The sequence below is a fragment of the Candidatus Contubernalis alkalaceticus genome (assembly GCF_022558445.1).
Classification (GTDB): Bacteria; Bacillota; Dethiobacteria; order SKNC01; family SKNC01; genus Contubernalis; species Contubernalis alkaliaceticus.
Genome location: NZ_CP054699.1, coordinates 2,245,001 through 2,268,190, shown reverse-complemented (window position 1 = coordinate 2,268,190; position 23,190 = coordinate 2,245,001). Strand labels below are relative to the sequence as shown.

The 23,190-nt window shown below is 40.2% G+C and carries 21 protein-coding genes and 1 other annotated feature; of the genes, 19 read left to right on the top strand and 2 right to left on the bottom strand.

Going from position 1 to position 23,190, the window contains the following annotated elements; translation table 11 throughout:
- Positions 1–194 precede the first annotated feature (194 nt).
- From infC to HUE98_RS11330, 13 genes are all read left to right on the top strand, one after another.
- Complete coding sequence (gene infC, locus HUE98_RS11390; protein WP_241423547.1) at positions 195–740, top strand: translation initiation factor IF-3; 546 nt, start codon at positions 195–197, stop codon at positions 738–740.
- Positions 718–909 (top strand): 50S ribosomal protein L35, encoded by a 192-nt coding sequence (gene rpmI, locus HUE98_RS11385; RefSeq protein WP_241420764.1) that lies wholly within the window; start codon positions 718–720, stop codon positions 907–909. Before infC ends, rpmI begins: the two co-directional genes overlap by 23 nt.
- A gap of 61 nt (positions 910–970) precedes the next feature.
- Positions 971–1,330, top strand: a complete 360-nt coding sequence (rplT, locus tag HUE98_RS11380) for a 50S ribosomal protein L20 (RefSeq protein ID WP_241420763.1) — start codon at positions 971–973, stop codon at positions 1,328–1,330.
- Positions 1,331–1,445: 115 nt separating this feature from the next.
- Positions 1,446–2,777: a TrkH family potassium uptake protein gene (locus HUE98_RS11375; protein ID WP_241420762.1), complete on the top strand. Its 1,332-nt coding sequence runs from the start codon at positions 1,446–1,448 to the stop codon at positions 2,775–2,777.
- A gap of 12 nt (positions 2,778–2,789) precedes the next feature.
- Positions 2,790–3,440 carry a potassium channel family protein gene (locus HUE98_RS11370; RefSeq protein ID WP_241420761.1) on the top strand — a complete coding sequence of 217 codons (651 nt, stop codon included), beginning with the start codon at positions 2,790–2,792 and terminating at the stop codon, positions 3,438–3,440.
- A gap of 13 nt (positions 3,441–3,453) precedes the next feature.
- Entirely contained in the window at positions 3,454–4,269 is an 816-nt protein-coding gene (locus HUE98_RS11365) for a TrmH family RNA methyltransferase (protein WP_241420760.1), read from the top strand.
- A gap of 77 nt (positions 4,270–4,346) precedes the next feature.
- On the top strand, positions 4,347–4,445 hold the full coding sequence (locus HUE98_RS18130) for a YqzL family protein (protein WP_318036494.1): 99 nt from the start codon (positions 4,347–4,349) through the stop codon (positions 4,443–4,445).
- Positions 4,446–4,448: 3 nt separating this feature from the next.
- Positions 4,449–4,695, top strand: a binding site (T-box leader).
- 152 nt (positions 4,696–4,847) lie between these two features.
- The gene (locus HUE98_RS11355) at positions 4,848–5,870 is read left to right on the top strand and encodes a phenylalanine--tRNA ligase subunit alpha (RefSeq protein WP_320415605.1); all 1,023 of its coding nucleotides are present in this window, start codon (positions 4,848–4,850) and stop codon (positions 5,868–5,870) included.
- A gap of 107 nt (positions 5,871–5,977) precedes the next feature.
- Complete coding sequence (pheT, locus tag HUE98_RS11350; RefSeq protein WP_241420759.1) at positions 5,978–8,389, top strand: phenylalanine--tRNA ligase subunit beta; 2,412 nt, start codon at positions 5,978–5,980, stop codon at positions 8,387–8,389.
- 106 nt (positions 8,390–8,495) lie between these two features.
- Positions 8,496–8,774 carry a cell division protein ZapA gene (locus tag HUE98_RS11345; protein ID WP_241420758.1) on the top strand — a complete coding sequence of 93 codons (279 nt, stop codon included), beginning with the start codon at positions 8,496–8,498 and terminating at the stop codon, positions 8,772–8,774.
- A complete protein-coding gene (locus HUE98_RS11340; protein WP_241420757.1) occupies positions 8,771–9,307 on the top strand; it encodes a CvpA family protein in 537 nt (178 codons plus the stop codon). The genes HUE98_RS11345 and HUE98_RS11340 overlap by 4 nt, the downstream gene beginning before the upstream one ends.
- Before the next feature lie 30 nt (positions 9,308–9,337).
- On the top strand, positions 9,338–9,946 hold the full coding sequence (locus HUE98_RS11335) for a DNA-3-methyladenine glycosylase (protein ID WP_241420756.1): 609 nt from the start codon (positions 9,338–9,340) through the stop codon (positions 9,944–9,946).
- A 91-nt stretch (positions 9,947–10,037) separates the two neighbouring features.
- Positions 10,038–12,395: an endonuclease MutS2 gene (locus tag HUE98_RS11330; RefSeq protein WP_241420755.1), complete on the top strand. Its 2,358-nt coding sequence runs from the start codon at positions 10,038–10,040 to the stop codon at positions 12,393–12,395.
- A 152-nt stretch (positions 12,396–12,547) separates the two neighbouring features.
- Here the strand turns inward: HUE98_RS11330 and HUE98_RS11325 are convergent, their stop codons facing one another.
- Positions 12,548–15,253 carry a transglycosylase domain-containing protein gene (locus tag HUE98_RS11325; protein WP_241420754.1) on the bottom strand — a complete coding sequence of 902 codons (2,706 nt, stop codon included), beginning with the start codon at positions 15,251–15,253 and terminating at the stop codon, positions 12,548–12,550.
- Between the two features lie 254 nt (positions 15,254–15,507).
- On the opposite strand from HUE98_RS11325, the gene tyrS reads away from it, so the two are divergent.
- From tyrS to HUE98_RS18125, 6 genes are all read left to right on the top strand, one after another.
- Positions 15,508–16,713: a tyrosine--tRNA ligase gene (gene tyrS, locus HUE98_RS11320; protein ID WP_241420753.1), complete on the top strand. Its 1,206-nt coding sequence runs from the start codon at positions 15,508–15,510 to the stop codon at positions 16,711–16,713.
- Between the two features lie 118 nt (positions 16,714–16,831).
- Positions 16,832–17,515 (top strand): sporulation protein YunB, encoded by a 684-nt coding sequence (yunB, locus tag HUE98_RS11315; protein WP_241420752.1) that lies wholly within the window; start codon positions 16,832–16,834, stop codon positions 17,513–17,515.
- Positions 17,516–18,155: 640 nt separating this feature from the next.
- The gene (locus HUE98_RS11310; protein WP_241420751.1) at positions 18,156–19,256 is read left to right on the top strand and encodes a saccharopine dehydrogenase NADP-binding domain-containing protein; all 1,101 of its coding nucleotides are present in this window, start codon (positions 18,156–18,158) and stop codon (positions 19,254–19,256) included.
- A gap of 173 nt (positions 19,257–19,429) precedes the next feature.
- Positions 19,430–19,864 (top strand): hypothetical protein, encoded by a 435-nt coding sequence (locus tag HUE98_RS11305; RefSeq protein ID WP_241420750.1) that lies wholly within the window; start codon positions 19,430–19,432, stop codon positions 19,862–19,864.
- Between the two features lie 552 nt (positions 19,865–20,416).
- Positions 20,417–20,842: a hypothetical protein gene (locus HUE98_RS11300; protein ID WP_241420749.1), complete on the top strand. Its 426-nt coding sequence runs from the start codon at positions 20,417–20,419 to the stop codon at positions 20,840–20,842.
- Positions 20,843–20,900: 58 nt separating this feature from the next.
- Positions 20,901–21,263: a CPBP family intramembrane glutamic endopeptidase gene (locus tag HUE98_RS18125; RefSeq protein WP_407080314.1), complete on the top strand. Its 363-nt coding sequence runs from the start codon at positions 20,901–20,903 to the stop codon at positions 21,261–21,263.
- Between the two features lie 264 nt (positions 21,264–21,527).
- Here the strand turns inward: HUE98_RS18125 and HUE98_RS11295 are convergent.
- Positions 21,528–22,689 (bottom strand): IS3 family transposase gene (locus HUE98_RS11295; protein ID WP_407080262.1). Its coding sequence is split into 2 segments (ribosomal slippage): positions 21,528–22,416 and positions 22,415–22,689, totalling 1,164 coding nucleotides; the frame shifts between segments, so codons are not numbered across the junction.
- Positions 22,690–23,190: the final 501 nt, after the last annotated feature.

Here is a 23,190-nt window from a genome sequence, read left to right as displayed (position 1 = left end):
ATTATGGTATATTATATAAGATGTAATATAATAATAAAATTTCAAGAAGAAGCCGCCGCTTCTCACCCCAAGACGCTTACAGCTGTCGCCGGGTACTAATATTTACAGGTAAGCAGGTGGTTTTTGCCTGCTTTTTTATTTATTATTTTAGTACCGTTCAATCTGGACTATATATATTCTGGAGGTGAAATAATATTAGTAGAGATTCATTTATTAATGAACAGATTCGGGCTAAGGAAGTAAGGTTAATTGACAGCGAGGGTGAACAAATGGGAATAGTACCTTTAAAAGAGGCTCTTAATATGGCCAGGGAAAAGAACCTGGACCTGGTTAATGTGGCTCCTAACGCAAAGCCTCCTGTCTGCAGGATTATGGATTACGGCAAATATAAGTATGAACAGAGTAAAAGAGAGAAGGAAGCCCGTAAGAATCAAAAAATTATTACGGTGAAAGAGGTAAAAGTCCGTCCTAATATTGAAGATCATGATTTGAATGTTAAAGTAAGAAATGCAAAACGTTTTTTAGAAAATGAAGATAAGGTGAAAGTTACCGTAATGTTCAGGGGTAGGGAGATTACTCATTCACAACTGGGAAAAGTCATTTGTGATAGAATCGCCGAAGAATTAAAGGATTATGCAGTGGTAGAGAAAAAGGCAAGAGTAGAAGGAAGAAACATGATTATGATTCTTACTCCTATACAAAACAGGGGGGATAAAAATGCCAAAAATGAAAACCCATAGAGGGGCTGCAAAACGTTTTAAAAAAACGAAAACAGGAAAAGTGAAGAGAATGCGAGCTTATAAGAGTCATATTTTGACTAAGAAGACGGCAAAGAGAAAAAGAAGACTGCGCAAATCTACTTTGATTAGTTCTTCAGATATGAAAAGAGTACAGAAGCTTTTGCCTTAATTTGGGAATTTCTAAAAGATAAATAACTGTCTTTTACAGACAATGTAAGGGGGAATAATTAATGCCTAGAGTTAAAAGGGGCGTTAATGTTAAACGCAGACACAAAAAAATATTAAAGATGGCCAAAGGTTATCGGGGTTCAAACAGTAAAATATTTAAAATTGCCAATCAAGCGGTGATGAAGTCATTAGCTTATGCTTATAGAGATAGAAGGGCTCGAAAAAGAGATTTCAGGCGCCTTTGGATTACCCGCATCAATGCAGCGGCCCGCCTGAACGGCATGTCTTACAGCACCATGGTAAATGGCCTAAAAAAAGCTGGAGTAGAAATCAATCGTAAGATGCTGGCGGAACTGGCTATTTCTGATTCACAGGCTTTCAGCCAGTTGGTGGATGTTGCCAGGGAAAAACTTAATAATTAACCATCTAAGGCCTGAACATGAGGAATGATCGCTGCTCCTTCTTGAAAGATAGTATCTCAGGCCTTTATTTTATTTACAATATTTTATTATTGGGAACTGTACTGGAGTGAAAAATATGCAAAAACAGGGTGATAAGCTTACTCCTGCCAGGGTTTTGGTGTTGGGTTTTGCCTTACTTATTTTGGCGGGAGCCATATTATTGACTTTGCCGGTTTCCACTTATACAGAGATTAATTTTTTAGATGCCCTTTTTACTGCTACGTCGGCGGTTTGTGTTACTGGCCTGGTGGTGGTGGATACGGGGACATTTTTCACTCCCTTTGGGCAAATTGTAATCATGTGCTTGATTCAAATTGGCGGCCTGGGTTTCATGACAGCGGGTACCATCATATTTGTTGTCTTGGGAAGAAAGATAACCTTGAAGGAACGACTGGTTATTCAGGAATCTCTAAATCAGCTTACTCTTGCGGGATTGGTCAGGCTGACCAAAAGAATTATTCTATTTACCTTTATCCTGGAGGCCGTGGGAGCTCTTGTATTAAGCACTCGATTCGTTCCCTTGTACGGTTGGCAGACCGGGCTGTACTACAGCGTGTTTCACTCCATTTCCGCTTTCTGTAACGCCGGTTTTGATTTAATAGGAGGTTTTCGAAGCCTTACGATTTTTAATAATGATTATGTAGTGATGGGAATTATTATGTTTCTTTTTATTATCGGGGGGCTTGGTTTTACAGTGCTTTTAGAGCTCTCTGAAAAAAGAAATCTTAGGAAGCTGTCTCTTCACTCCAAAATCGTCCTGTTTACCAGTTTTGTATTAATTGTTCTGGGGACATTAGTAGTTTTAATCCTGGAATACTCAAACCCCGAAACTCTGGCTTCCCTGGGTATTACCTCCAAGCTGGCTAGTGCCCTCTTTACGGCGGTTACTCCCAGAACGGCGGGGTTTAATGTAATTCCCACAGACAGACTTTATGATGCTACTTTGTATTTTTTGCTGGCCCTTATGTTTATCGGAGCTTCTCCCGCTTCAACCGGGGGAGGGATAAAGACCACTACCTTCAGCACTATAATCATTGCTGTACTTTCGATCATCCGGGGACAGGAGGAGGTTTTTGTTTTTCGCCGCAGACTTCCATTTGTCATTGTCAACAAAGCCCTGTCTATCATCGTAGTTTCAATCCTTTTGGTATTTGTTGTGTCAATTATTTTGACCATAACCGAGAGCGCTGATTTTATGGGAGTATTATTTGAAACCATTTCAGCCTTTGGAACAGTGGGGCTGTCTGCAGGGCTGACACCTGAATTAAGTCCTGTGGGAAGATTATTCATAATAATTACTATGTTTGCCGGCCGGGTAGGGCCTTTGACCTTAACCCTGGCGTTGGCTCAGGCCATAAAAAAGAAGGCTCCCTTCAGATATCCGGAAGAAAAGATTCTGGTGGGATAAGGAGGTGTTACCATGAGACAGTTTGCGGTTATCGGCATGGGTATTTTTGGGGCCAGTATAGCCACAACACTTTTTGAAATGGGGCATGATGTCCTGGCAATGGATAAAAATGAAGGCAAAATCCAGGAGATTACTGATCTGGTGACCCATGCAGTACAGGCGGACTCTACCAATGAGGATGCCCTGTTAGCTCTAGGGATAAAGAATTTTGATGTGGCCATTGTAAGTATTGGCCAGGATATTCAGGCCAATATACTTACCACATTGATTCTAAAAGAGATTGGGGTAAAACAGGTGGTGGCCAAAGCCCGCACGGAACTGCATGGTAAAGTACTGTACCGAATTGGCGCTGACCGGGTGATTTTTCCTGAAAGGGATATGGGCATTCGGGTAGCCCACAATCTGGTGGCAGCAAATATCATTGATTATATTGAGCTTTCTCCGGATTTCAGTATAGTTGAAATTGTGGTGCCTGAGTCCATTGCCGGTAAAAGTTTGTCTGAGTTAGATATGAGGGTTAGATATGGTGTCAATGTTATTGCCATCAAGAAAGCCGGGGGAGAAATCAATCTTACACCAAAAGCTGAGAATTTAATAGCACAGGGTGATATTATGATTGTTGCAGGAAAGAATAAAAATATCCGTAAATTGGAGACATTGTAGGAGTGGTGAAACAGTGGCCTTAATAACCAGCAGACAAAACCCGGAGGTAAAACTGTATACCTCTCTTTTAAAAAAGAAATATAGGGACAAGATGGGGCTGATTCCACTGGAGGGTGTTCGACTCATTAGAGAGGCATTGTCCTGCGGAATAGAATTCACTTCTGTTTTATACTCTGAAGAATTGTTGAAGGGATTGAAGGGGCGAGAGCTGCTCCAGTCCATATCCATAGGGAATCCCGGCGTAAAAACCGTATATATTGCTAAAGGGCTGTTAAGGGAGACGGCTGATACGGAAAACCCTCAAGGAATTCTGGCGGTGGTAAAGAAGCCGGATTATAATCTCAGTCAGATATCAGAAACAGAAAAACCTTTAGTTATGGTTATATCGGGGCTTCAGGACCCGGGAAACCTGGGCTCAATGATCAGGACAGCTTCAGCAGCCTGTGTTTCGGGAGTGATTGTTTCCCGGGGTACAGTGGATATATTTAATCCCAAGACTTTGAGAGGGACTATGGGAGCTATTTTCCATTTACCGGTAATAGTAATTAAAGACGCAATGAGCATAATAAATTATTTGCGGCACTGCAATATAAAGATTGTAGTTACGGATCTGGAGGCAGAAGCGAACTGTTTTCAGGGGGATTTAACCGGTCCCACAGCTGTTGTTTTTGGCAGTGAGGCCTTTGGGGTGAGTGATGAGTTTAAAGTAGAGGCAGACTTACGATTAAAAATACCGCTTTTAGGGGCAGCGGAGTCTCTTAATGTATCAGTTTCTGCAGGGATAATTATATATGAAGCAGTCAGACAGAGGCACTTTTCTTCATTTTAACAGCTTCAACTTGTTTTTTCAAAAATCGTGTGTTATAATTCTGTTGAGTTAATGAGTTCCGAAACTACGGAAGGGAAGTGCTTATTTTGCTTACCGCCGATTTTTTTTGGAAGTTATTTGTGAACACAGGTTCTGTGGCTGCTTATTTGATTTATAAGAGGATGATTGTATTGTAAAAAGGAAAGGTTATGAAGGAGAAGAGTATGTTAACCGGACCCTAAGGGAGGAGAAGTCATTGACTGAAAGCTTCTCTGGTGAAAGTTATCTGAAGTTCACTCCTGATACCGCCTGCTGAAGGGGATTAGTTTTATTTCCTGTGTAAGCAAGGACGCCGACTCAGCGTTAAGAGGATTAAAGTAGAGTTTAACTAAAAAATCAGTTAAACTAAACTGGGTGGTACCGCGGAAGAAAACTTTCGTCCCTTAGACGAAGGTTTTTTATTTTTGTCTTTTCAAAGTCAAAGGTTAACCCTTCGGTCCTTCGCTCCGCTTCGATTGTAAACTAATTGTCCCCTTATCTTACTATTTCTGTACCTAAAAAGTTTTATTAAATAAAGATATGTTAGGAGGATATACGTTTTGAAGGAAAAATTGCATAATATCAAAACAAGAGCAGAGAGGGATGTTTTAGAGGTTGTTGATTCCAGCAGGTTAAAAGATGTGCAGGTAAAATATTTGGGTAAAAAGGGAGAAATAACTCAAGTGCTGCGCAGTATGGGTTCTCTTTCCAAGGAAGAAAGGCCCATCATGGGGAACCTGGCTAACCAGTTGAAAGTTGAGATTAACTCACTTATTGAAAACAGAAAACTAGAGTTGGCTCAAAAGGAAAAAGCAGCTCAGTGGGAAACTGAAAAAATAGATGTTACTCTTCCGGGAAGTATGCCCCTGATAGGCCAGAATCATCCTTTAACCCTGGTTATGGAGGAAATAAAAGAAATATTTTTAGGGATGGGATTTACTATTGCCCATGGGCCTGAGATAGAAACAGACTTTTATAACTTTGAGGCATTGAATATGCCTAAGGAGCATCCGGCCAGGGATATGCAGGATTCTTTCTACATATCTGAGGAAATAGTATTAAGAACCCATACTTCACCGGTGCAGATCAGGACCATGGAAAAAGTGGCTCCCGAAGTTCCCTTGAGAATTATAGCCCCCGGTAGGGTTTACCGAAGGGATGATGATGCTACTCATTCTCCTATGTTCCATCAGGTGGAGGGTTTAGCCGTGGATAAAGATATATCCATGGGTGATTTGAAAGGAACTCTTCTTTTGTTTGCCAGACAGATGTTTGGTAAAGAACTTAAGATAAGATTGCGTCCCAGTTTTTTCCCCTTTACAGAACCCAGCGCGGAAGTGGATATTTCCTGTGTAATCTGTCAGGGCAAGGGATGCCGGGTTTGCAGCCATAGCGGTTGGTTGGAGGTTCTGGGAGCAGGAATGATACACCCTAAAGTTTTAGAAATTTCAGGTTACGATCCTGAAGAGGTAACCGGATATGCTTTTGGCATGGGAGTAGAGAGAATTGCTATGCTAAAATATGGTTTTGATGACCTGAGGCTTTTCTTCAGCAATGACTTGAGGATGCTCAGGCAGTTTTAAGAGGCCAATAACTTTCGTTAGAGAAGGGTCTAGTTTGATAGCCAAAAGAGAGTTAAAGATAAATAATATATTAAATTATATGATTAGCGAAAACGGGAGGTTTGGTTATGCTTGTATCATACCAGTGGTTAAAAGATTATGTAGATTTGCAGATGGGTCCGGAGGAACTGGCAGAAAAATTAACTATGTCTGGAATTGAAGTAGAGTCTGTCTGCTCCTGTAATCCGGGAATCTCAAATATGGTGGTGGGGAAAGTCTTGTCTGTAAAAAAACACCCTGAAGCAGATAAATTGTTCATTGTACAGGTGGACATAAAGGATGAGATATCTCAGATTGTGGCGGGAATTGATAATTTTCAGGTGGGTGATTTGGTTCCGGTGGCAAAACCGGGAGCAGTGCTGCCCGGGGGTTTTAAAATCAAAAAGAGAAAACTTAAGGGAGTGGCCTCCTCCGGAATGCTGTGTTCCGCCCAAGAATTGGGGTTGGAAATGGTCCATAGTTACGGCATTCTGATCCTGGAGGGAGATTATCCCGTAGGCATGGAGATTGAAAAAGTCCTAGGGCTGGATGACTGTGTTCTGGAACTGGGACTTACTCCTAACCGTTCTGATTGTCTGGGGTTATTGGGGGTTGCTTATGAAGTTTCTGCCGTTACCGGAGCAGCCTTGAAAATTGATTTTCCTATATTTTCTACCCTGAAAGAAAATATAGATGATTTGGCAGCGGTAAAAATTATGGATGAAGATTTATGCTCTCGTTATACCGCGAGAATAGTGCGGAACATAACAATTAAACCATCCCCTCTGTGGCTGCAGACAAGGCTGCTGGCGGTGGGTATTAGGCCCATCAATAATATAGTAGATGTAACTAACTATGTAATGTGGGAATGCAATCAGCCTCTTCACGGGTTTGATTATGATCGGATTAAGGATAAAAGCATTATAGTAAGAAAAGCTAAAGCCGGAGAAAAGCTGGTGACCCTGGATGAACAGGAAAGAAAACTGGATGAAACCATGCTGGTTATTGCTGATCCCTCTGGCCCCGTGGCTTTGGCAGGGGTGATGGGTGGACTAAGCACGGAAATTACAGAGCAGACCCGAACTGTACTAATAGAGTCTGCCTGTTTTGAGCCAGGTTCTATTCGCAGGACATCTCGGAACCTGGGTCTCAGATCTGAGTCTTCTCTAAGATTTGAAAGGGGAACAGATCCAATGGGCACCCGTATAGCCGTTGATAGAGCAGCCCAGCTTATGGCAGAACTTTCTTCCGGTCAGGTTGTCGAGAGTACTATAGATGAATATCCGAGGCCGGTATTAAATACATTGGTCCAGTTAAGGCCGGAAAGGGCCAGAAAAATTATTGGCCTGGATATTTCTGATGCAAAAATCAAAGAAATCATGAATAATTTACATTTTGAAAGCCAGGAATCAGAAGGCCTGTTAGAAATTAAGATACCAACCCGGAGGCCGGATATAACTGGAGAGATTGATTTAATAGAAGAAATTGCTCGAATATATGGATATGAATATATTGAGGCCAGTCTGCCCCGGGGGGTTATAACCCAAGGGAGGAAAACCAGGGAACAAAAGCTTGAGGATATGGCAAAGAAATTTCTGACTTCATGTGGTCTTTTTGAAGTCATTACCTACTCTTTTATTCATCCTCGTCAGTATGATGATTTGCTGCTGGATCCAGATGATCCTTTAAGAAAAGTAGTTAGGATCTATAATCCCCTTTCTGAAGAACAGAGTGTAATGAGAAGCACTATTTTAGGAAATTTGTTCAATGTGATAAAATATAATCATAATAGAAATCTTTATGATATTAAAATATTTGAACTTGGTTCTGTATTTATCCCTCAGGAGGACTGCAAGGAGGCCCTTCCCCAGGAAAGAAATACACTAACCATGGCCATTACAGGGAAGTGGGGGATGGAGAGCTGGGGTCAAAAACCAAATCATGTTAACTATTATCATTTAAAAGGGATTTTGGAATTATTTTTTGAAAAAATGGGATTAAGTAACTGTAGGTTTTCTCCGGTAAGTCATCCATCCTTTCATCCCGGCAGAGCTGCGGAGCTTTTAATTGATGGAGAAAGAATAGGGATATTGGGTGAAGTTCATGGGGACGTGATGTCTGAGTTTGACCTGGATGGAAAAATTTATGCTGCAGAAATTGATTTTTCCTCTGTTTACAAACATGCAGATATTAATATAAACTTTAAGGCACTACCCAGATACCCTGCTGTTTTGAGGGATATTGCCCTCATCATCAAAGAAGCTGTTCCGGCAGATGAGATCAGCCGGGAAATTATGAAAACAGGAGGCGAACTGGTAGAGAATTTGACTTTGTTTGATCTTTATCACGGAGAACAGGTCCCTTCTGGATGCCGAAGTTTGGCTTACTCCATTGTCTATCGTTCCAGGGATAAAACCTTAACGGACCATGAAGTTAACCGTCTTCATCAAAAGATTATAGATTCTCTAGTGAATCACTTTGAGGCCCGTATACGGGAATAATCATTATTTTTTTTAACCCCCATATCTTCGGGGGTTTTTTAAAAGGAAGGAATTTGTTGTTTTCTCTCGAAATAAGTAATAATTTTATCTCCCTGGAGGGTTATCTATGAGTGAAAATAAAAACAAGGTCAAAGTGAATATTTACGGGGAAGATTACACCATAAGAAGCAGCCTGCCTGTCAATTATATGAAAAGATTGGCAGATTACGTGAATTCAAAAATGAATGAGGTTTCCGGTTCCAGCACCAGCGGTATTGGGATGCACAAGATTGCCATTCTGGCTGCCCTTAATTTAAGTGACGAAATCTATAATTTAAAACGGGAAGTAAAAAAACTAAATAACAAGCTGGAGGAGAAAAATATAAAGCCTGGTGATTTAGAATGAGCAGTTGGCTGGATATTGCTTTCTTAGCAATTTTTTTGCTGAGTGTATTTTCCGGCTTAAAAAGAGGAATGATCCGACAGCTTTGTGATTTGATTGGTTTTATTGTTTCCTGGGTTTTAGCTCTAAAACTGGGCCCTGGGGTAGGGGAGTGGCTTGATAGTATTTTTGATATTAGTATTTTCTTAAGGAATATAGACAATGAAATTTTTAGTTTTCTTCAATTTGAGGAGTATGTGGTTACGCTGATGGGAGTATTTTGGGTTTTGTCTTTATGCGGAATCTTTTTTATGTTATTGGGGAGAATCCTATGCCTGGTCAACTCACTGCCCTTTATTAAGCAGGTTAATTCAGCCTTAGGCGCTGTATTAGGGGGAGCAAAAGGGATACTGTCTATCCTTTTTATTATTATTATTCTAAACTTTTTACCACTTCCAGCTATTATAGAGGCAAAAGAGACTTCGACTTGGTTTTCTTCCTTTGAGAAATATGCAATGGAAATAATTGATCTGGGCCTGGAGTCTTTAACTGTATAAAAGCTTCAGAAAATTTAAAAGGTGACATTTATGAAAAAAATTTTGAAAAATTTTTATTACGACAATACAGTTGATGTAGCCCGCAGGCTTTTAGGGAAGATTTTAGTTCACTCAACGTCGGAGGGGTTATTAATGGGTAAGATTGTGGAGACAGAAGCGTATCTCAGCAGGGATGATCCCGCCTGTCATGCTGCAAAGGGGAAAACAAAGCGGAATGAAGTCATGTTTGGCCCACCTGGGAACGCTTATGTTTATTTAATTTATGGGATGTATTACTGTTTCAATGTAGTAACCCGGAAAGAAGGGGTAGGAGAGGCAGTTTTAATTAGAGCAATGGAACCTCTGGAGGGAATTATGGAGATGCTAAAAAGACGAGGAATTTCAAAGGTAGAGAATTTGACCAATGGCCCTGGAAAGCTGTGTCAAGCTATGGGCATAAATAAGCTGCACAACGGAATAAGTTTAACCGATAGTGAACTTTTTATTATGGATACTAAAGCAAATGCTAAGACTTTTGAAATTGCATCAAGTCCCCGCATCGGCATAAAAACCGGTAAGGATTTATTGTTGCGTTTTTATATATCTAACAACCCTTTTGTGTCAAGTATGCCAAGCGTGCCAAGGGGACGGTTCTCTTGACACACCAATTTTACTTTTATTCACTTATTTCATTTATTTTGTGTCAAGAAAACAATTCCCTTGGCACAACTTGAGGAGGGCGGAGAAAGTTATGGAAAAAAATCTGCAAATAATGGAATTTGATAAAATTCTTGCGATGCTTTCTTCTAAGTGTGACACGATACTTGGAAAAGAACTGGCCGAAGACCTGCGGCCGGTATCAGATTTAAGTATTGTGGAGAGATGGCAGAAAGAAACTACGGAAGGCTGTAGTTTGTTGGGCCAAATTAGTATTCGTCTGTCGGGAGTGACAGACATTCGTTCTAGTTTGGTTCGAAGTCAAAGGGGAGGAACTCTTAACGCCAGACAGCTGCGGGAAATTGCAGATAATTTAACGGCATGTAAGAGAATAAAAAAACAAATTCAGGAATATGGGACCGGTAGTATTCTGTCTATGACTAAGGTTATAGAGGATTTTTCATCACTGGAAGCTCTTCTTGTCCGGAGCATTAATGAGGAGGGGGAAGTGACGGACGCTGCCTCTGTAGAACTTGCTTTTGTCCGGAGGCAGAAAAAAATTTCCCAGGTTCGAATCCAAAGAGAGTTGGAAAAGTTTCTAAGGAGCAGTATTACCAGCAAGTATTTACAAGAGAATATTGTTACTCAGCGTAATGACCGGTATGTGGTTCCGGTGAAGATAGAAAATAAAGCACAGGTGCCTGGTATTGTTCATGACCAATCTGCCAGTGGTGCCACTCTTTTTATTGAACCGATGGCAGTGGTGGAAGCCAATAATCAATTAAATCAGTTGAGGAGCAGTGAACTTAAAGAGATTGAGAGGATACTGGTTTCTCTCAGTGTTCAGGTATCTCACTGGGTAGAAAGCATAAGGGAAGTACTAAACATAATAGCTGAACTAGATTTTATCTTATCTAAGGCCAGGCTGAGCTTGGAGATGGACGCTAATGAACCGCTGTTAAATGAAAACGGTTATTTTAGAATGGTGAATGCCCGGCATCCCCTTTTGAAGGTAGAGGTTGTGCCGATATCGCTGGATTTGGGAGACAGGCACCGTACTATGGTAATGACCGGGCCTAATACCGGTGGCAAGACTGTTGCTTTGAAAACGGTAGGATTGTTAGTCTTGATGACTCAAGCGGGTCTTCATGTGCCCGCGGAAGCAGGAACTATTATAGCTGTATTTGACAGTGTTTTGGCAGATATTGGAGATGAACAGAACATTGAACAGTCTTTGAGCACCTTTTCGGGCCACATGAAAAATATTGTAGAAATATTGCGTAAAGCTTCAGCCAATTCTATAGTTCTTTTAGATGAACTGGGGGCTGGGACTGACCCTGCGGAGGGGGCCGCGCTGGCTATGGGGATATTGGAGCAGCTGCATATGTTGAAAGTTCGGACTATAGCTACAACCCATTACAGCAGTCTAAAGAGTTTTGCTTACGACCACCAGGAGATGGAGAATGCTTCTGTGGAATTTGATTCTCTTACTTTGCAACCTACTTTCAGAGTTCTTCAGGGGGTAGCTGGAAGCAGTAATGCCTTTGAGGTGGCATCTCGTTTGGGTCTTGAGGAAGAAGTGATTGAGAAAGCCAAAATGTTTTTAGGGGATGAACAGTTAAAATTAAAAAAATTGATGGAAAACTTAGAAGAGAGTCAGAGAAAAATTCATCAGAACCAGCGGTCCATGGAGGAGGAAAGGAATGAAATTATTCGCCTTAAAAGGCAGCTGGAACAGGATTCCTTATTCTTGGAGCAGAGAAAAAAGGAAATTATTCAAAAGGCCAGGGAAGAGGCACTTTTAATTGTTAATCAGGCGAAAAGAAAAACCGAAAGTATGATTAAGGAAATGGGGAAAGTGTCCCGGGAGCAGGATTGGAAGAAAAGGAATGAAGTTTTCCAAAGATTAAAAGAAGAATTCAAGAATTCTCAAAAACAATTGATTGATGAAATGGACAGTATGGAGCGCCAGTGTCAGGTTCCTCTGGAGAATTTAGATATTGGAGATTTAGTTTTTATTAAAAGTATGAAACAAAAAGGGAGAGTGCTGGAGTTAAATGAAGATAGTCAAGAAGTTGTTGTCCAGGTGGGGATCATGAAAATTTGCACTGATTTTTCTGATTTAAAAGGGGTTCACGATAAATCCCAGTTGCCACAGACTCTGGAAAGTAGTGCTGCTCCCGGGCTGCTGTTTCAAAAAACTATGGAGATAAAGACTGAACTGGATTTACGTGGGACTACTCTTCAAGAGGCGGTAGAATTGGTAGATAAATATTTTGATGACGCTTGTTTAGCTGGATTGGGCAAGGTTTATTTGATTCACGGTAAGGGGACAGGGGCTCTGCGGAAAGGACTACATGAATATTTAGTTTCTCATAATCAGGTTGAGTCATTCAAGTTGAGTGAATATGGAGAAGGGGGCAGCGGGGTTACTGTTGTGAGTCTGAGGTAAATGTAAACACTTATATTAGTTAAATAATAAATCTTTATTGGCCTGCCCTGAGGAGCGTTAAGGTTTTTAGGTTTAACTAAGTATAGATATAAAGAAACAGGAACCGCACTTTAAAAATGCGGTTCCTTTTTTGTTAATGGACTAACTTTCGTTTATCTATTACCACTTCCATTGCCGTTCCCATTTTCATCACCATTATCATTTCCATTGCCATTATCAGGCGGATCTATTGGTGGATCCACTGGTGGATCAGGATCTGGTTCTACCGGTGGATCAGGATCCGGCGGTGGGGTTGGAGTCTCTTTGGTAGTAGTAATAGAACCGTGTAGAGGTTGGGATTCCACTCCATGTTCATTAACTGCCATAATTCGGTAATAATAGGTTGTTTGGGGTGCTGTTGTTGAATCAGTAAAGCTGTTAGAATGAATAATATTACCGTTCAGTCGTTGGAAATTAACATTATCTGTGCTTCGATAAATATTAAAACCAAAGTAATGTGCGCTGGGGTAACTCCATGTGAGATGAACTTGATTCCCCTCAGGATTGCTGGATAAAGATAATCCAACGGGAGCTAAAGATCTTTCATCATGTATATTACAGGTTTCCGTAGGAGGTTGAGATCCGTCACCAGCATCGGCAGGTATTCTACCCACAGCCCCTCTCCAACGATGGTCTGTAGCTATAAAAGGTATGACCCTTTGAAAAAAGTACTGTATTGTTATATTTGGACAGTATTCTCCGGCCAGGAGGCCTGATTCAGCACATACTTCCACGGCAACGTGGACATTACAGGTTTCTTTAGGCTCATATCCCCGGGGGAACAGTTCGCTGGCGATGTGCTCCGCAGGACAGTGCTCCGAGGGAAGATGTCCTGATTTAGTGCATATGCTTACCCTGGATATTCCTCCTGGGGATTCAAAGTTTCGTACCGGCAGACCTTCATGAACTTGTTTCATAATATCAATGGACATAGAGACACAATATCCAGGGGCGCCGTCTATGCTTCCCATGGTCAGCAGGTCATAACCAATCCAGGTAGAGAGCACATAGTCTGGAGTATAAGAAACCATCCAGCCGTCTTTATTATCGCTGGTGGTACCGGTTTTTCCAGCAATGGGCCTACCTACTGCGCTGAGTCTTGCGGCTGTTCCAATACCCCGGGTAACATCCCGTAACACATCGGTTATTAGAAACGATGTAACTTCACTGAGCACTACTTCAGACTTTGGCCTATAACTGTATATCTCTTTTCCCTGGTGGTCTTCTATATGCAGAATAGTAGTAATGGGTATTTTTACTCCTTTGTTGGCAAAGACTGCAAAAACCTGGGCCATGTCTATAGGCATTACCCCGGTGGTAAAACCTCCTAATACCAAGGCAAGTCCTCCTTCGTCCTGTGGGCGAAAGGTAGTTATACCTAATTTTTCAGCGTAGGCCATTCCAACTTCAGGAGTTACAATTTCATAAGCCTTTACTGCTGGAACGTTCCGAGAACGAGCTACAGCATGCCTTACTGTCATCAGCCCCTGAAAAGTTAAACCGTAGTTTTCAGGGAAGTAATTGCCAAAGGCAGTAGGGGCATCATCCAGTACGGAACCCGGGAATAAGAGATTCTCTTCAAAAGCCGGTGCATAGCCTAAAACTGGTTTGGTGGAGGAGCCAGGCTGTCGTTCGCTTAAGTATCTCAGGTCTTGATTGTGCAGGCCGTAATCTCTACCCCCTACCAGGGCCTTAATATGTCCTGTTTCCGGTTCAGCCAGAACTGCTGCTGCCTGGGGCTGCAGTTTCCCCTTTTCGTCTTCAATAGTCCGGGGGTAATATTTCTCGTTATCCAAGACATCCTCTACTATTTTTTGAATTTCTGGTTCCAGGGTAGTATATATTTTTAAACCTCCCCGGTTCATAGCTAAATACGGGTCTTCATAAATATCTAGATCCGCCAGTATTCTGCGGGCTTCCAGTTCAACGTAATCTATAAAATATGGATTGTCATAAGATTTTCTTTTAGAAGGAAATATTTCTATTTCTTCTTTCTTGGCTTTATCTGCTTCCTGCTGGGAAATATAGTTATACTCTACCATTTGATTTAGAACTAGTTCCTGGCGTTTTTTTGATTCCTGGAAATTTCTTCGGGGAGAATAAAAACCCGGATTTCTTGGAATCCCTGCCAGCATAGCAGCTTCAGCCAGGGATAATTCTCCTACATCTTTTTCAAAATAATCCTGGGCAGCTGCTTGTACGCCATAATTCTGGTAATCAAAATAAATGATGTTTAAATAAAATTCAAGAATTTCTTCCTTGCTGAACTGCTGTTCCATTTTAATGGCCAGCCATGCTTCCTGAAGTTTTCTGGTATAGTTTTTGTCCGGTGTAAGAAAAGCGTTTTTTATCAGCTGCTGGGTAATGGTGCTGCCGCCGTGGTCTGTTAAATCCCGCTTACGAAAGTTATTATAAGCTGCTCTTATGATATCTTTGGGACTGATTCCTATGTGATCATAAAAACTTTCGTCTTCAATAGCGATAAAAGCTTGTTGTAAGTATAATGGCATTTCACGAAGCGGCATTTCAATGCGGTTGTGACCGTCGTGTAATCTAGCAACTTCAATTTCGTTCATATCATAGATATACGAAGTTAGTGGCTGCTGAAAATTCCTTGGATCAAAATCTGGAGCATCTTTAAAGCTGGATAGAACTATATTAAGTCCACATCCTCCTGCAACAAATATTACAATTAATAATAAGATAAATAAAGTCCGAAAAGACAAACGAAGGACTTTGCCCATCAACCCGCCTGTACTATTTTCTTTTTTTTCATTACCTTTTTTCTGGTTGTCCTTGGGCTCATCAACCTTCGCCATTTTGAGACCCCCTTTTGTTTATATACTTATAGAATTATACCATAATGTGAGATTTTGTTAAACTAACTTATTGTTTAAAATAACTTAAACTATGTAAGGAAAAGATACTTTCATTTATTCAAGACGAATATGAAAGGGCATATGTTGTTAGTTGAGTACGGGTTTGCAAAAGAATTTTCCATATGTTAAAATTATTCTGCTTAAATGTTTAATATTACCTAATTATATATAATTTTCAGGCAGGAGGAAGATAAATGAACGCACAGCAGCAATTTGAAATTATAAAAGGCGGCACCGTTGAAATCCTTCAAGAGGATGATCTTCTAAAGAAGCTGGAAAAATCAATTAAAACCGGGAAACCTCTTATTGGTAAGCTGGGGTTTGATCCTTCAGCTCCGGATTTGCACCTGGGACATGCGGTGGTCTTACATAAGATTAAAGATTTTCAGGATTTGGGCCACGATGTGGTGATTATTCTGGGGGATTTCACTGGACGGATTGGCGACCCTACCGGAAGGTCAGAGACTCGGAAGCAGTTGACAGAAGAAGAGGTAATTGTTAATGCTAAAACTTATCAGGAACAAATTTTTAAAATATTAGACCCAGATAAGACCCGGTTAGTTTTTAATAGTGAATGGCTGCAAGAACTTAATTTTGTTGATGTAATAGAGCTTTCATCTAAATATACAGTGGCCAGAATGCTGGAAAGGGATGATTTTTCTAAACGTTTTAAAGAAAATTACCCCATCAGCATACATGAATTTTTTTATCCCTTAATGCAGGGGTATGATTCTGTGGCAATAGAGGCAGATGTTGAATTTGGAGCTACAGAGCAAAAATTCAATCTTTTAATGGGAAGGCATTTGCAAAAAGAATACGGACAGCAGCCCCAAATAGCCATTACTATGCCCATTCTGGTAGGACTGGATGGGGTTAAAAAAATGAGTAAAAGTTTGGGTAATTACATTGGGATCAGTGAACCCCCAGCAGAAATATATGGAAAGGCTATGTCGATTGCTGATGAGTTCATGATGGAATACTTTCGTTTAGCTACCCGTCTGGACTCACAGGAGATATTGAAGTTTGAGGAGGGGCTAAAATCTGGAGAGCTCCATCCCAGGGATTTAAAAATGAAGTTAGCCCGGGAATTGGTTGCCATGTATTACAGTGAATCAGATGCATTATTGGCGGAACAAAACTTTCAAAAAGTTTTTAAACAGAAAGAAATACCTTCAGAAATACCTGAAGTAATCCTGGAAAAAGAAAGTGTCTGGATAGTTAAATTACTGACCGAAACTGGACTGGTACCCTCCAAAAGCGAAGCCCGTCGAATGGTAAAACAGGGGGCAGTTAAATTTAATGGAGAAAAAGTCACGGATATTGAAGGAATGCTTAGGATGGAAGATGGAGCAGTATTGCAGGTAGGAAAAAGGAAATTTGTTCGTGTTCTCCTAAAATAATTTTTTTTAGCAGGTTCAAGGGAAGAAAGGATAATTTGATTTCTAGCTGAAGGTTTTTAAAAATAATAATGAAAAATCATAGGTCCCTCTGCATAGGATTATAGTGGAGGGATTTATAATGTTTAAAAGAAAGTCTATGTTTTCTTTAAATCGTAAAAAGGCCGCTTTTTTACTAATGGCTTTAATGTTATTTTTATTTTTAAGGCTGATGAGCTATATGGAACATAGACTTCGCCCTACTTTTTTGGCAGCAGCAGTTTATTATGCGGATATGGCCGCTATAGAAGCTATTAACGAGGCTGTTTATCATGAAGTGGCTCAGAGCATGCTTTATGACGATCTGGTAAAAATTCAAAAGGATAATACAGGTAAAATTACCATGGCTCAGGTTAATACTCCTGAAGTGAATCGAGTGATGAGCCTTACCACCTTAAAGGTTCAGGAAAGCCTCAGGTCCTTACAGGGCGAGGTAATCCGGCTGCCTTTGGGGCAGGCTCTGGGGAGTTATTTCCTGGCGAATTTAGGCCCTCGGATTCCGGTGTCCCTTGTTCCTGTGGGAAGGGTTAACACAAATATTATAGATGTTTTTGAAGAAGCCGGGATAAACCAAACCAGGCATAAGATCTATTTGGACATTATTGTAGAAATTCAGGTAGTTATCCCTTTTGTTTCTTCTTCTACAGAGGTGGCAACCAAGGTGCCTATCGCTGAGTGTCTATATCAGGGAGAAGTTCCGGATACAGTAATTAATATGCAGTTTCCATCCACTGGTTTACAGATGCCACTTACCGAAATTCCCTAAGTACAAACCGTTTGCTGGTCGGAACCGGAGCCCTAAGGGACTTACAGTTTTTTCCCATAAGTGGTCTGACCCTGAAATAGCTTTGGCATCCGCTTTTCTTCCGCCCAAATCGGATTGAATATAGCTGAAATTATTGTGTTTGGAACGGCAGTAAAAATCTTGAAGGGAAAATAAAACATAAAAAAGTCCAAATATTCCCGCTGAAAGGTAGGTATTTTAGCTCCATAATTTTAAAAAAATCAAGCCTTTTTTTGTTTCATTTTCTTTTTTTCCCCACTTTAATAAATTATTCGTTTACCACATGTGTATTTATTAAAAAATATATAATCCTGATTGACCGGACAGCATTGTTTATACCAATAATATAAACATTTGAGGCCACTGTCAATGGTAAGGGGCATACTGCTTATAAATAAACGATATTCTTATTTCTTTTTTTTCGTAAATTTATAGTATGGTAAATCTCTACTACCAGCCGGATCTGCTCAAAAAAGCTTATGAGAAAAAAAGGTTTTTTACCTTAAAAGAAAGAATTTGTAAGTGTACATGAACCTCTGCCCTGCAAGTTTATATGTGGTGCTGTTTGATATTAGACTGCGGCAAGCAAATAAATTATAAAGAAGTGGGTATAAAACAAATCATGTCAAAAATACTAATACTTGGCGGTACCGGTTATACCGGAAGATTGATAGCACGGCATCTGCTTGAGCAATCCGAAGCAGAAGTTACAGTTGCGGCACGAAACGTTGATAAAGCACAAACATTTGTCCGGGAGTTGAATCAGCAGTATTCCGGCCAATGTGCCGGTGCTGTTTATGCTGATACGGCGAATTTGGAATCTTTAAGAGCAGCATTTCGTGGCCAGAATCTTGTTGTAATTGCTGCGCCGACCACTGTTTATGCTGAAACAGTCATCTATGCTGCGCTGGAGACGGGAGTAGACTATCTTGATGTGCAACTCTGTGCCAAGAAATTTGCCATCTTACAATCAACTGCCGGAGAAATAAAGCGTGCCGGACGGTGCTTTATCACCGAGGCCGGGTTCCACCCCGGGCTGCCTGCTGCATTGGTGCGTTATGCCGCTGCTAATTTGGATACCATCCAGAATGCCATTACCGCCGAATATTTTAATACGGGTAGAGACCTTCCCTACACCGAGGCTGTTAACGAATTAATCGAGAGTTTAAGGATATCTCAAGCACAGGTCTACAAAAATAACCAATGGACAAAGGGCGGTACTTTTCAATTGCGCAGCATCGATTTTGGAAGCGACATTGGTTTGAAGCAATGTTACTCAATGTTCCTTGAGGAGCTACGTCCTTTACCAGAAATATATCCCTCACTCAAAGAAGTCGGATTTTACTTATCAGAGTCACACTGGATGACAGACCGGGTCATTATCCCGATTACCTGGATGTTGTTGAAAATCATGCCTCATTTTATTCGTCCCATTGGAAAGTTTCTATGGTGGGGTTTGAGTACCTTTCACAAGCCGCCTTATCGGGTCGAGCTTCAAATTCATGCAGCCGGCCTTAAGGATGGAAACGTCTCAAATTTCCGGACGAGCGTTGCATATCCTGATGGTTACGGGTTAACAGCCATCCCTGTGGTTGCGACTTTACTTCAGTACTTGGATGGTTCTGCCCGTAAGCCTGGATTATGGATGATGGGCTATTTTGTTGAGCCGATCCGTTTGCTGAGAGACATGGAAAAAATGGGCTGCATCATTCGCCAGGGCTGAATTAATATTTAGACTGATGTGTTTTCCGTTATAACGTCCTCTGTTCCCAGGTGATCTTTCCAAACACTTAGTAATGCAGGACATTCAAGAATTACCTTCTAAAAACTATAGATAGCAAGCTGTTATATATCACTCAAGGTCTGGATTTATAGAGGGAGGGTGGGTGTTAGTAAATGAAGAAACGGATAATACATATTAGCTTAACACTCATTGTGGTTGTGGTTTTTGCTCTGCTTTATTTTCATTATGTTTTACCTCGAGAAAATATTATATCTGCATCCCTTACACAGCAAACCGTAGAACAAATTACCGATGAATCAGATATCATTATTACAGGGACTGTCAAGTCAGAAGATACTTCATGGTTCCACAACACAAGCAAACGAATTCAAGTGGAAGGTTGGGAAAGTGACAAAGTAAGATATGACCTTAAGTATATCGTTACGTACTACACCGTAGAAATAGAAGAATACCTGAAAGGAGATGGCCCGAAAGAAATAACTGTAGGACTTCTCGGCGGAACTGTGAGAAACCACACCTATATTTTTGAAGATTCGCCCACATTGACGGAAGGAGAAAAAGTACTTCTCTTTTTGCAGCCATCATGAGAAGGCAGTATCAATTATGTGGGTTCCGATACGTATATAATTTACGGTTTTTATCAAGGAAAGTACTCGTTAAACAATGATAAAGCCATAAATCAGGACAGCAATTTAAACACAACAAAAGATACACTCATTGAAAGAGTAAAGGTTTCTATGGAATAAACTTAAAAAATCACACTGCAAAATAATTGTAAATTTTTAAATTAAACTTCTGAATTTAGTCAATTTTAATAAGGTCAAAAAACACACGTTAATTTGACTAATAAGGGGGAAGCTGTTTAGATGTCAATTGACTGCTATGACCCAGCCGATATGGAAGGGTTTTTTTAATACTCAAAATTACATTTTCAGGCATGAAAATGAGCATGTTATAACCCACTTTGGACCAGTTATGCCCAAGGTATTGTAATTGTTTTATAAATAGGTATTATTATATAAAGAAGGAAGTAACTCCGAAAACTTGTCTCTTCAAAATTAATTTACTAAGCTTTAGGAGTTGACACACTACAAATTGAGGAAACAGGTAATTGACTTCTCCATAAGCGAGGTATAAGAATGTTTGCAAAATCAATAAAACTATATTTAATTTCATTTGTATTCATTATATATTCAAATATAATTGTAAACCAACCTCCATTGTTAAGACACGAAATAATACTGGAAATTACTATTAGCATTGCCTATTTAAGCTCTTGGTTTTATTATGGATATAAACTGTGCGAGGGCTTTCTCAATGGCATCAAAATTGGAGGAATAGCTGCAGGAATAGGTGTTATACTTTCTTGTATTTCGAAGATTTTAAATTGTTCAAATACTACCCCATGGGTTGCACCTTTAACTGGGATTATTAGAGTTATTCCAGAAAATCGAAGTTATTACAGTATTGTTATCGGAACATTTGTTATTATTTCTCTGTTAACAGCAATAGGTAGTCAGATGGGGCTAAAGAAGAATCAAAAAAATGCTTTCGGCGAACCGTAACTCATATCTTTATGGCCATTTCGATATCAACGATGCTCGGTCGGAACCGGAACCTTAACTGATCCAGGTTTTTGCTAGAACAGGAGAAGAATTATTTTTTAGGGGGTTTCTGTATACGCTAATAATAAAAATATTTAAGCATGAAAATAAACCCTGGTTATGGGCAATCTTTTTATCTAGTTTACTTTTTGCACTAGTACATACACAGACTTTTCTGCCAGAATACGGTACTAATATGACAACAATTTTCATGATAGGTTATGTGCTCGCCTTATTAAGAAAATGGACTAATTCAATTTTACCTGCAATTATGATTCATGTATTTGTGCAGTCTAATATTTTAGGAGTAATTTTCAGTGTAATTATTTATTACTTGTTTATATCAATCTCATATATGAAAAAAGAATATAAAATGAGCTAAGGATTCTTCTAGTGTCTGGTGTCTTATGATGGACCCCAATGTCAAGACACGATTTTTAACTTTTTAAGCGACACGGGGACCTCCTTTCTTGTTTAGTCTTTAGGTCTTTAAATCTTTTAAAATATAAAAGTCTTTTTGTAAGTAGCAGAGGCTGTGGATATGTGGGCAACACGCAGTGTTGTCCAAGCAGGTGTGGAGCTTGTGGATAACCCTGCTTTTTGGGTTATCCATAAATCCACGCCTGCGGCATATCCACGGCCCAGGTTACGCAATCTGTTTCTGCTGCCAATAAGAATGGGCATAGTAGATATCTGCGGGTTTGCACTTATTCAGAGATTGATGCCCTCGCTCATAATTGTAGTAGCGGATAAAATCATCGATTCCCTGGCGGAGAGCTTTTGGTGTTTCATATTGCTTAATGTAGATATCTTCCCATTTAATAGTTCTAAAAAACCTTTCTGTAATCGCGTTATCGAGAGCCCTGCCTTTACCGTCCATACTTATCTTGATGCCGTGTTGTTTTAATGTATCGACATAGGTGGAGCTGGTGAATTGACTGCCCTGATCTGAATTAAGAATGATCGGCGCTCCGTGGTTGTTAACTGCTTTATTGACAGCTTTGATTACAAATTCTTTATTCATGGTTTGAGATAATTCATGTCCCACAATTTTCCGTGAATACCAGTCAATGATTATGACAAGATACATCCATCGGCCCTGCATAGCACAGTATGTAATGTCTATTCCCCAAACATGATTGGGGTGAGCCGGCGTAACGCTCCGCAGCAGGTAAGGGTAAACATATTGTGCCCTGTTGCGTTTGCTCAGATTGGGGCCGGGGCAAATGACTTTTATGCCCATATCCCTCATATAGCGTTGGATGCGTTTGCGGTTTACCTTAAAGCCCAGTTTCATGTCATTGATGTCATCCCTGATGCGCCTGGTTCCTTTAAATGGATGTTTTGTGTGAATTCTGTCGATCAGGTGCTTAATCTTAACTTCCAGTTCCGACGGTTCTTTCACTTTACGATACAGCCCTGTGCGGTTTAAGCTGAGAAGCTCAGCTTGTTCCTTAATGTTAGGGTCTGAATTATCCCAGTCTACCATTGCTGCCCGGTCCCTGACGGGGTATAATTCCTTTAGATTTTTTTTTCAGCCATTCCAACTGCGTAGTTAGACGGCCAACTTGAGAGTATAGGTTTTCAATTTCTTCTTCCTGCTGTTGTTTCTCTTTAGCAGCAGCTTTAGCGTTCTTAGAGGCGGCAAAAACTCTATCCGGATTTTCCAGCAATTCCTTCTTCCAGCGGTGGATCACGCTGGGATGGATATCATAATCTGAAGCAATATCAGTAACAAGGCGTTCTTCTTTAAGGGCCTCAAGGACTATTTTTAATTTTTCTTCTGGTGAATATTGGTTCTTTGGCATTGGGATATGCTCCTTTCCGGTTTGTCGTAATACTTCAACATCGGTGTCGCTTTTCCTCTGCCAAATCGTGTCTCATTTCCTGGGTCCATTATATCTGGCGTCTGGTTACAGTAGTAAAAATGTTGAGAATTATTGGTGTTTTGTCCTTAGCGACCTTGATTATTTAAGCAATTCATGGTAAAATATAAGTCTATACGGAAGTTGTTCAGGCTCGTTAATTGTTTTTTAAACAATTTTCATTAAATCTTGACAATAAAAATTTACTGTGTTATTATAACTCTTGCCCGCAAAAAAGGGCACTGTTCTTTGAAAACTAAACAGGACTCACTAGACTCTGGTTTTTTTATAAATCATGAGTCAAAAAGTTTTTAAGCCAAGAAGGCGATTTATTGATGAATCATTAATAAATCCCTTTCAATTCCTAATAACGACCGATTCAAAAATGGTAGGGATCAATAGTCCTTATCACGGACAAAAGGTCAGCGTTACGAAGCAAAGGCA

What these genes read in the sequence shown, in the direction of transcription:
- rpmI (WP_241420764.1), top strand. Translation starts at nt 718, where the DNA reads ATGCCAAAAATGAAAACCCATAGAGGGGCTGCAAAACGTTTTAAAAAA.
- rplT (WP_241420763.1), top strand. Translation starts at nt 971, where the DNA reads ATGCCTAGAGTTAAAAGGGGCGTTAATGTTAAACGCAGACACAAAAAA.
- HUE98_RS11375 (WP_241420762.1), top strand. Translation starts at nt 1,446, where the DNA reads ATGCAAAAACAGGGTGATAAGCTTACTCCTGCCAGGGTTTTGGTGTTG.
- HUE98_RS11370 (WP_241420761.1), top strand. Translation starts at nt 2,790, where the DNA reads ATGAGACAGTTTGCGGTTATCGGCATGGGTATTTTTGGGGCCAGTATA.
- pheT (WP_241420759.1), top strand. Translation starts at nt 5,978, where the DNA reads ATGCTTGTATCATACCAGTGGTTAAAAGATTATGTAGATTTGCAGATG.
- HUE98_RS11345 (WP_241420758.1), top strand. Translation starts at nt 8,496, where the DNA reads ATGAGTGAAAATAAAAACAAGGTCAAAGTGAATATTTACGGGGAAGAT.
- HUE98_RS11340 (WP_241420757.1), top strand. Translation starts at nt 8,771, where the DNA reads ATGAGCAGTTGGCTGGATATTGCTTTCTTAGCAATTTTTTTGCTGAGT.
- HUE98_RS11335 (WP_241420756.1), top strand. Translation starts at nt 9,338, where the DNA reads ATGAAAAAAATTTTGAAAAATTTTTATTACGACAATACAGTTGATGTA.
- HUE98_RS11330 (WP_241420755.1), top strand. Translation starts at nt 10,038, where the DNA reads ATGGAAAAAAATCTGCAAATAATGGAATTTGATAAAATTCTTGCGATG.
- HUE98_RS11325 (WP_241420754.1), bottom strand. Translation starts at nt 15,253, where the DNA reads ATGGCGAAGGTTGATGAGCCCAAGGACAACCAGAAAAAAGGTAATGAA.
- tyrS (WP_241420753.1), top strand. Translation starts at nt 15,508, where the DNA reads ATGAACGCACAGCAGCAATTTGAAATTATAAAAGGCGGCACCGTTGAA.
- yunB (WP_241420752.1), top strand. Translation starts at nt 16,832, where the DNA reads ATGTTTAAAAGAAAGTCTATGTTTTCTTTAAATCGTAAAAAGGCCGCT.
- HUE98_RS11310 (WP_241420751.1), top strand. Translation starts at nt 18,156, where the DNA reads ATGTCAAAAATACTAATACTTGGCGGTACCGGTTATACCGGAAGATTG.
- HUE98_RS11305 (WP_241420750.1), top strand. Translation starts at nt 19,430, where the DNA reads ATGAAGAAACGGATAATACATATTAGCTTAACACTCATTGTGGTTGTG.
- HUE98_RS11300 (WP_241420749.1), top strand. Translation starts at nt 20,417, where the DNA reads ATGTTTGCAAAATCAATAAAACTATATTTAATTTCATTTGTATTCATT.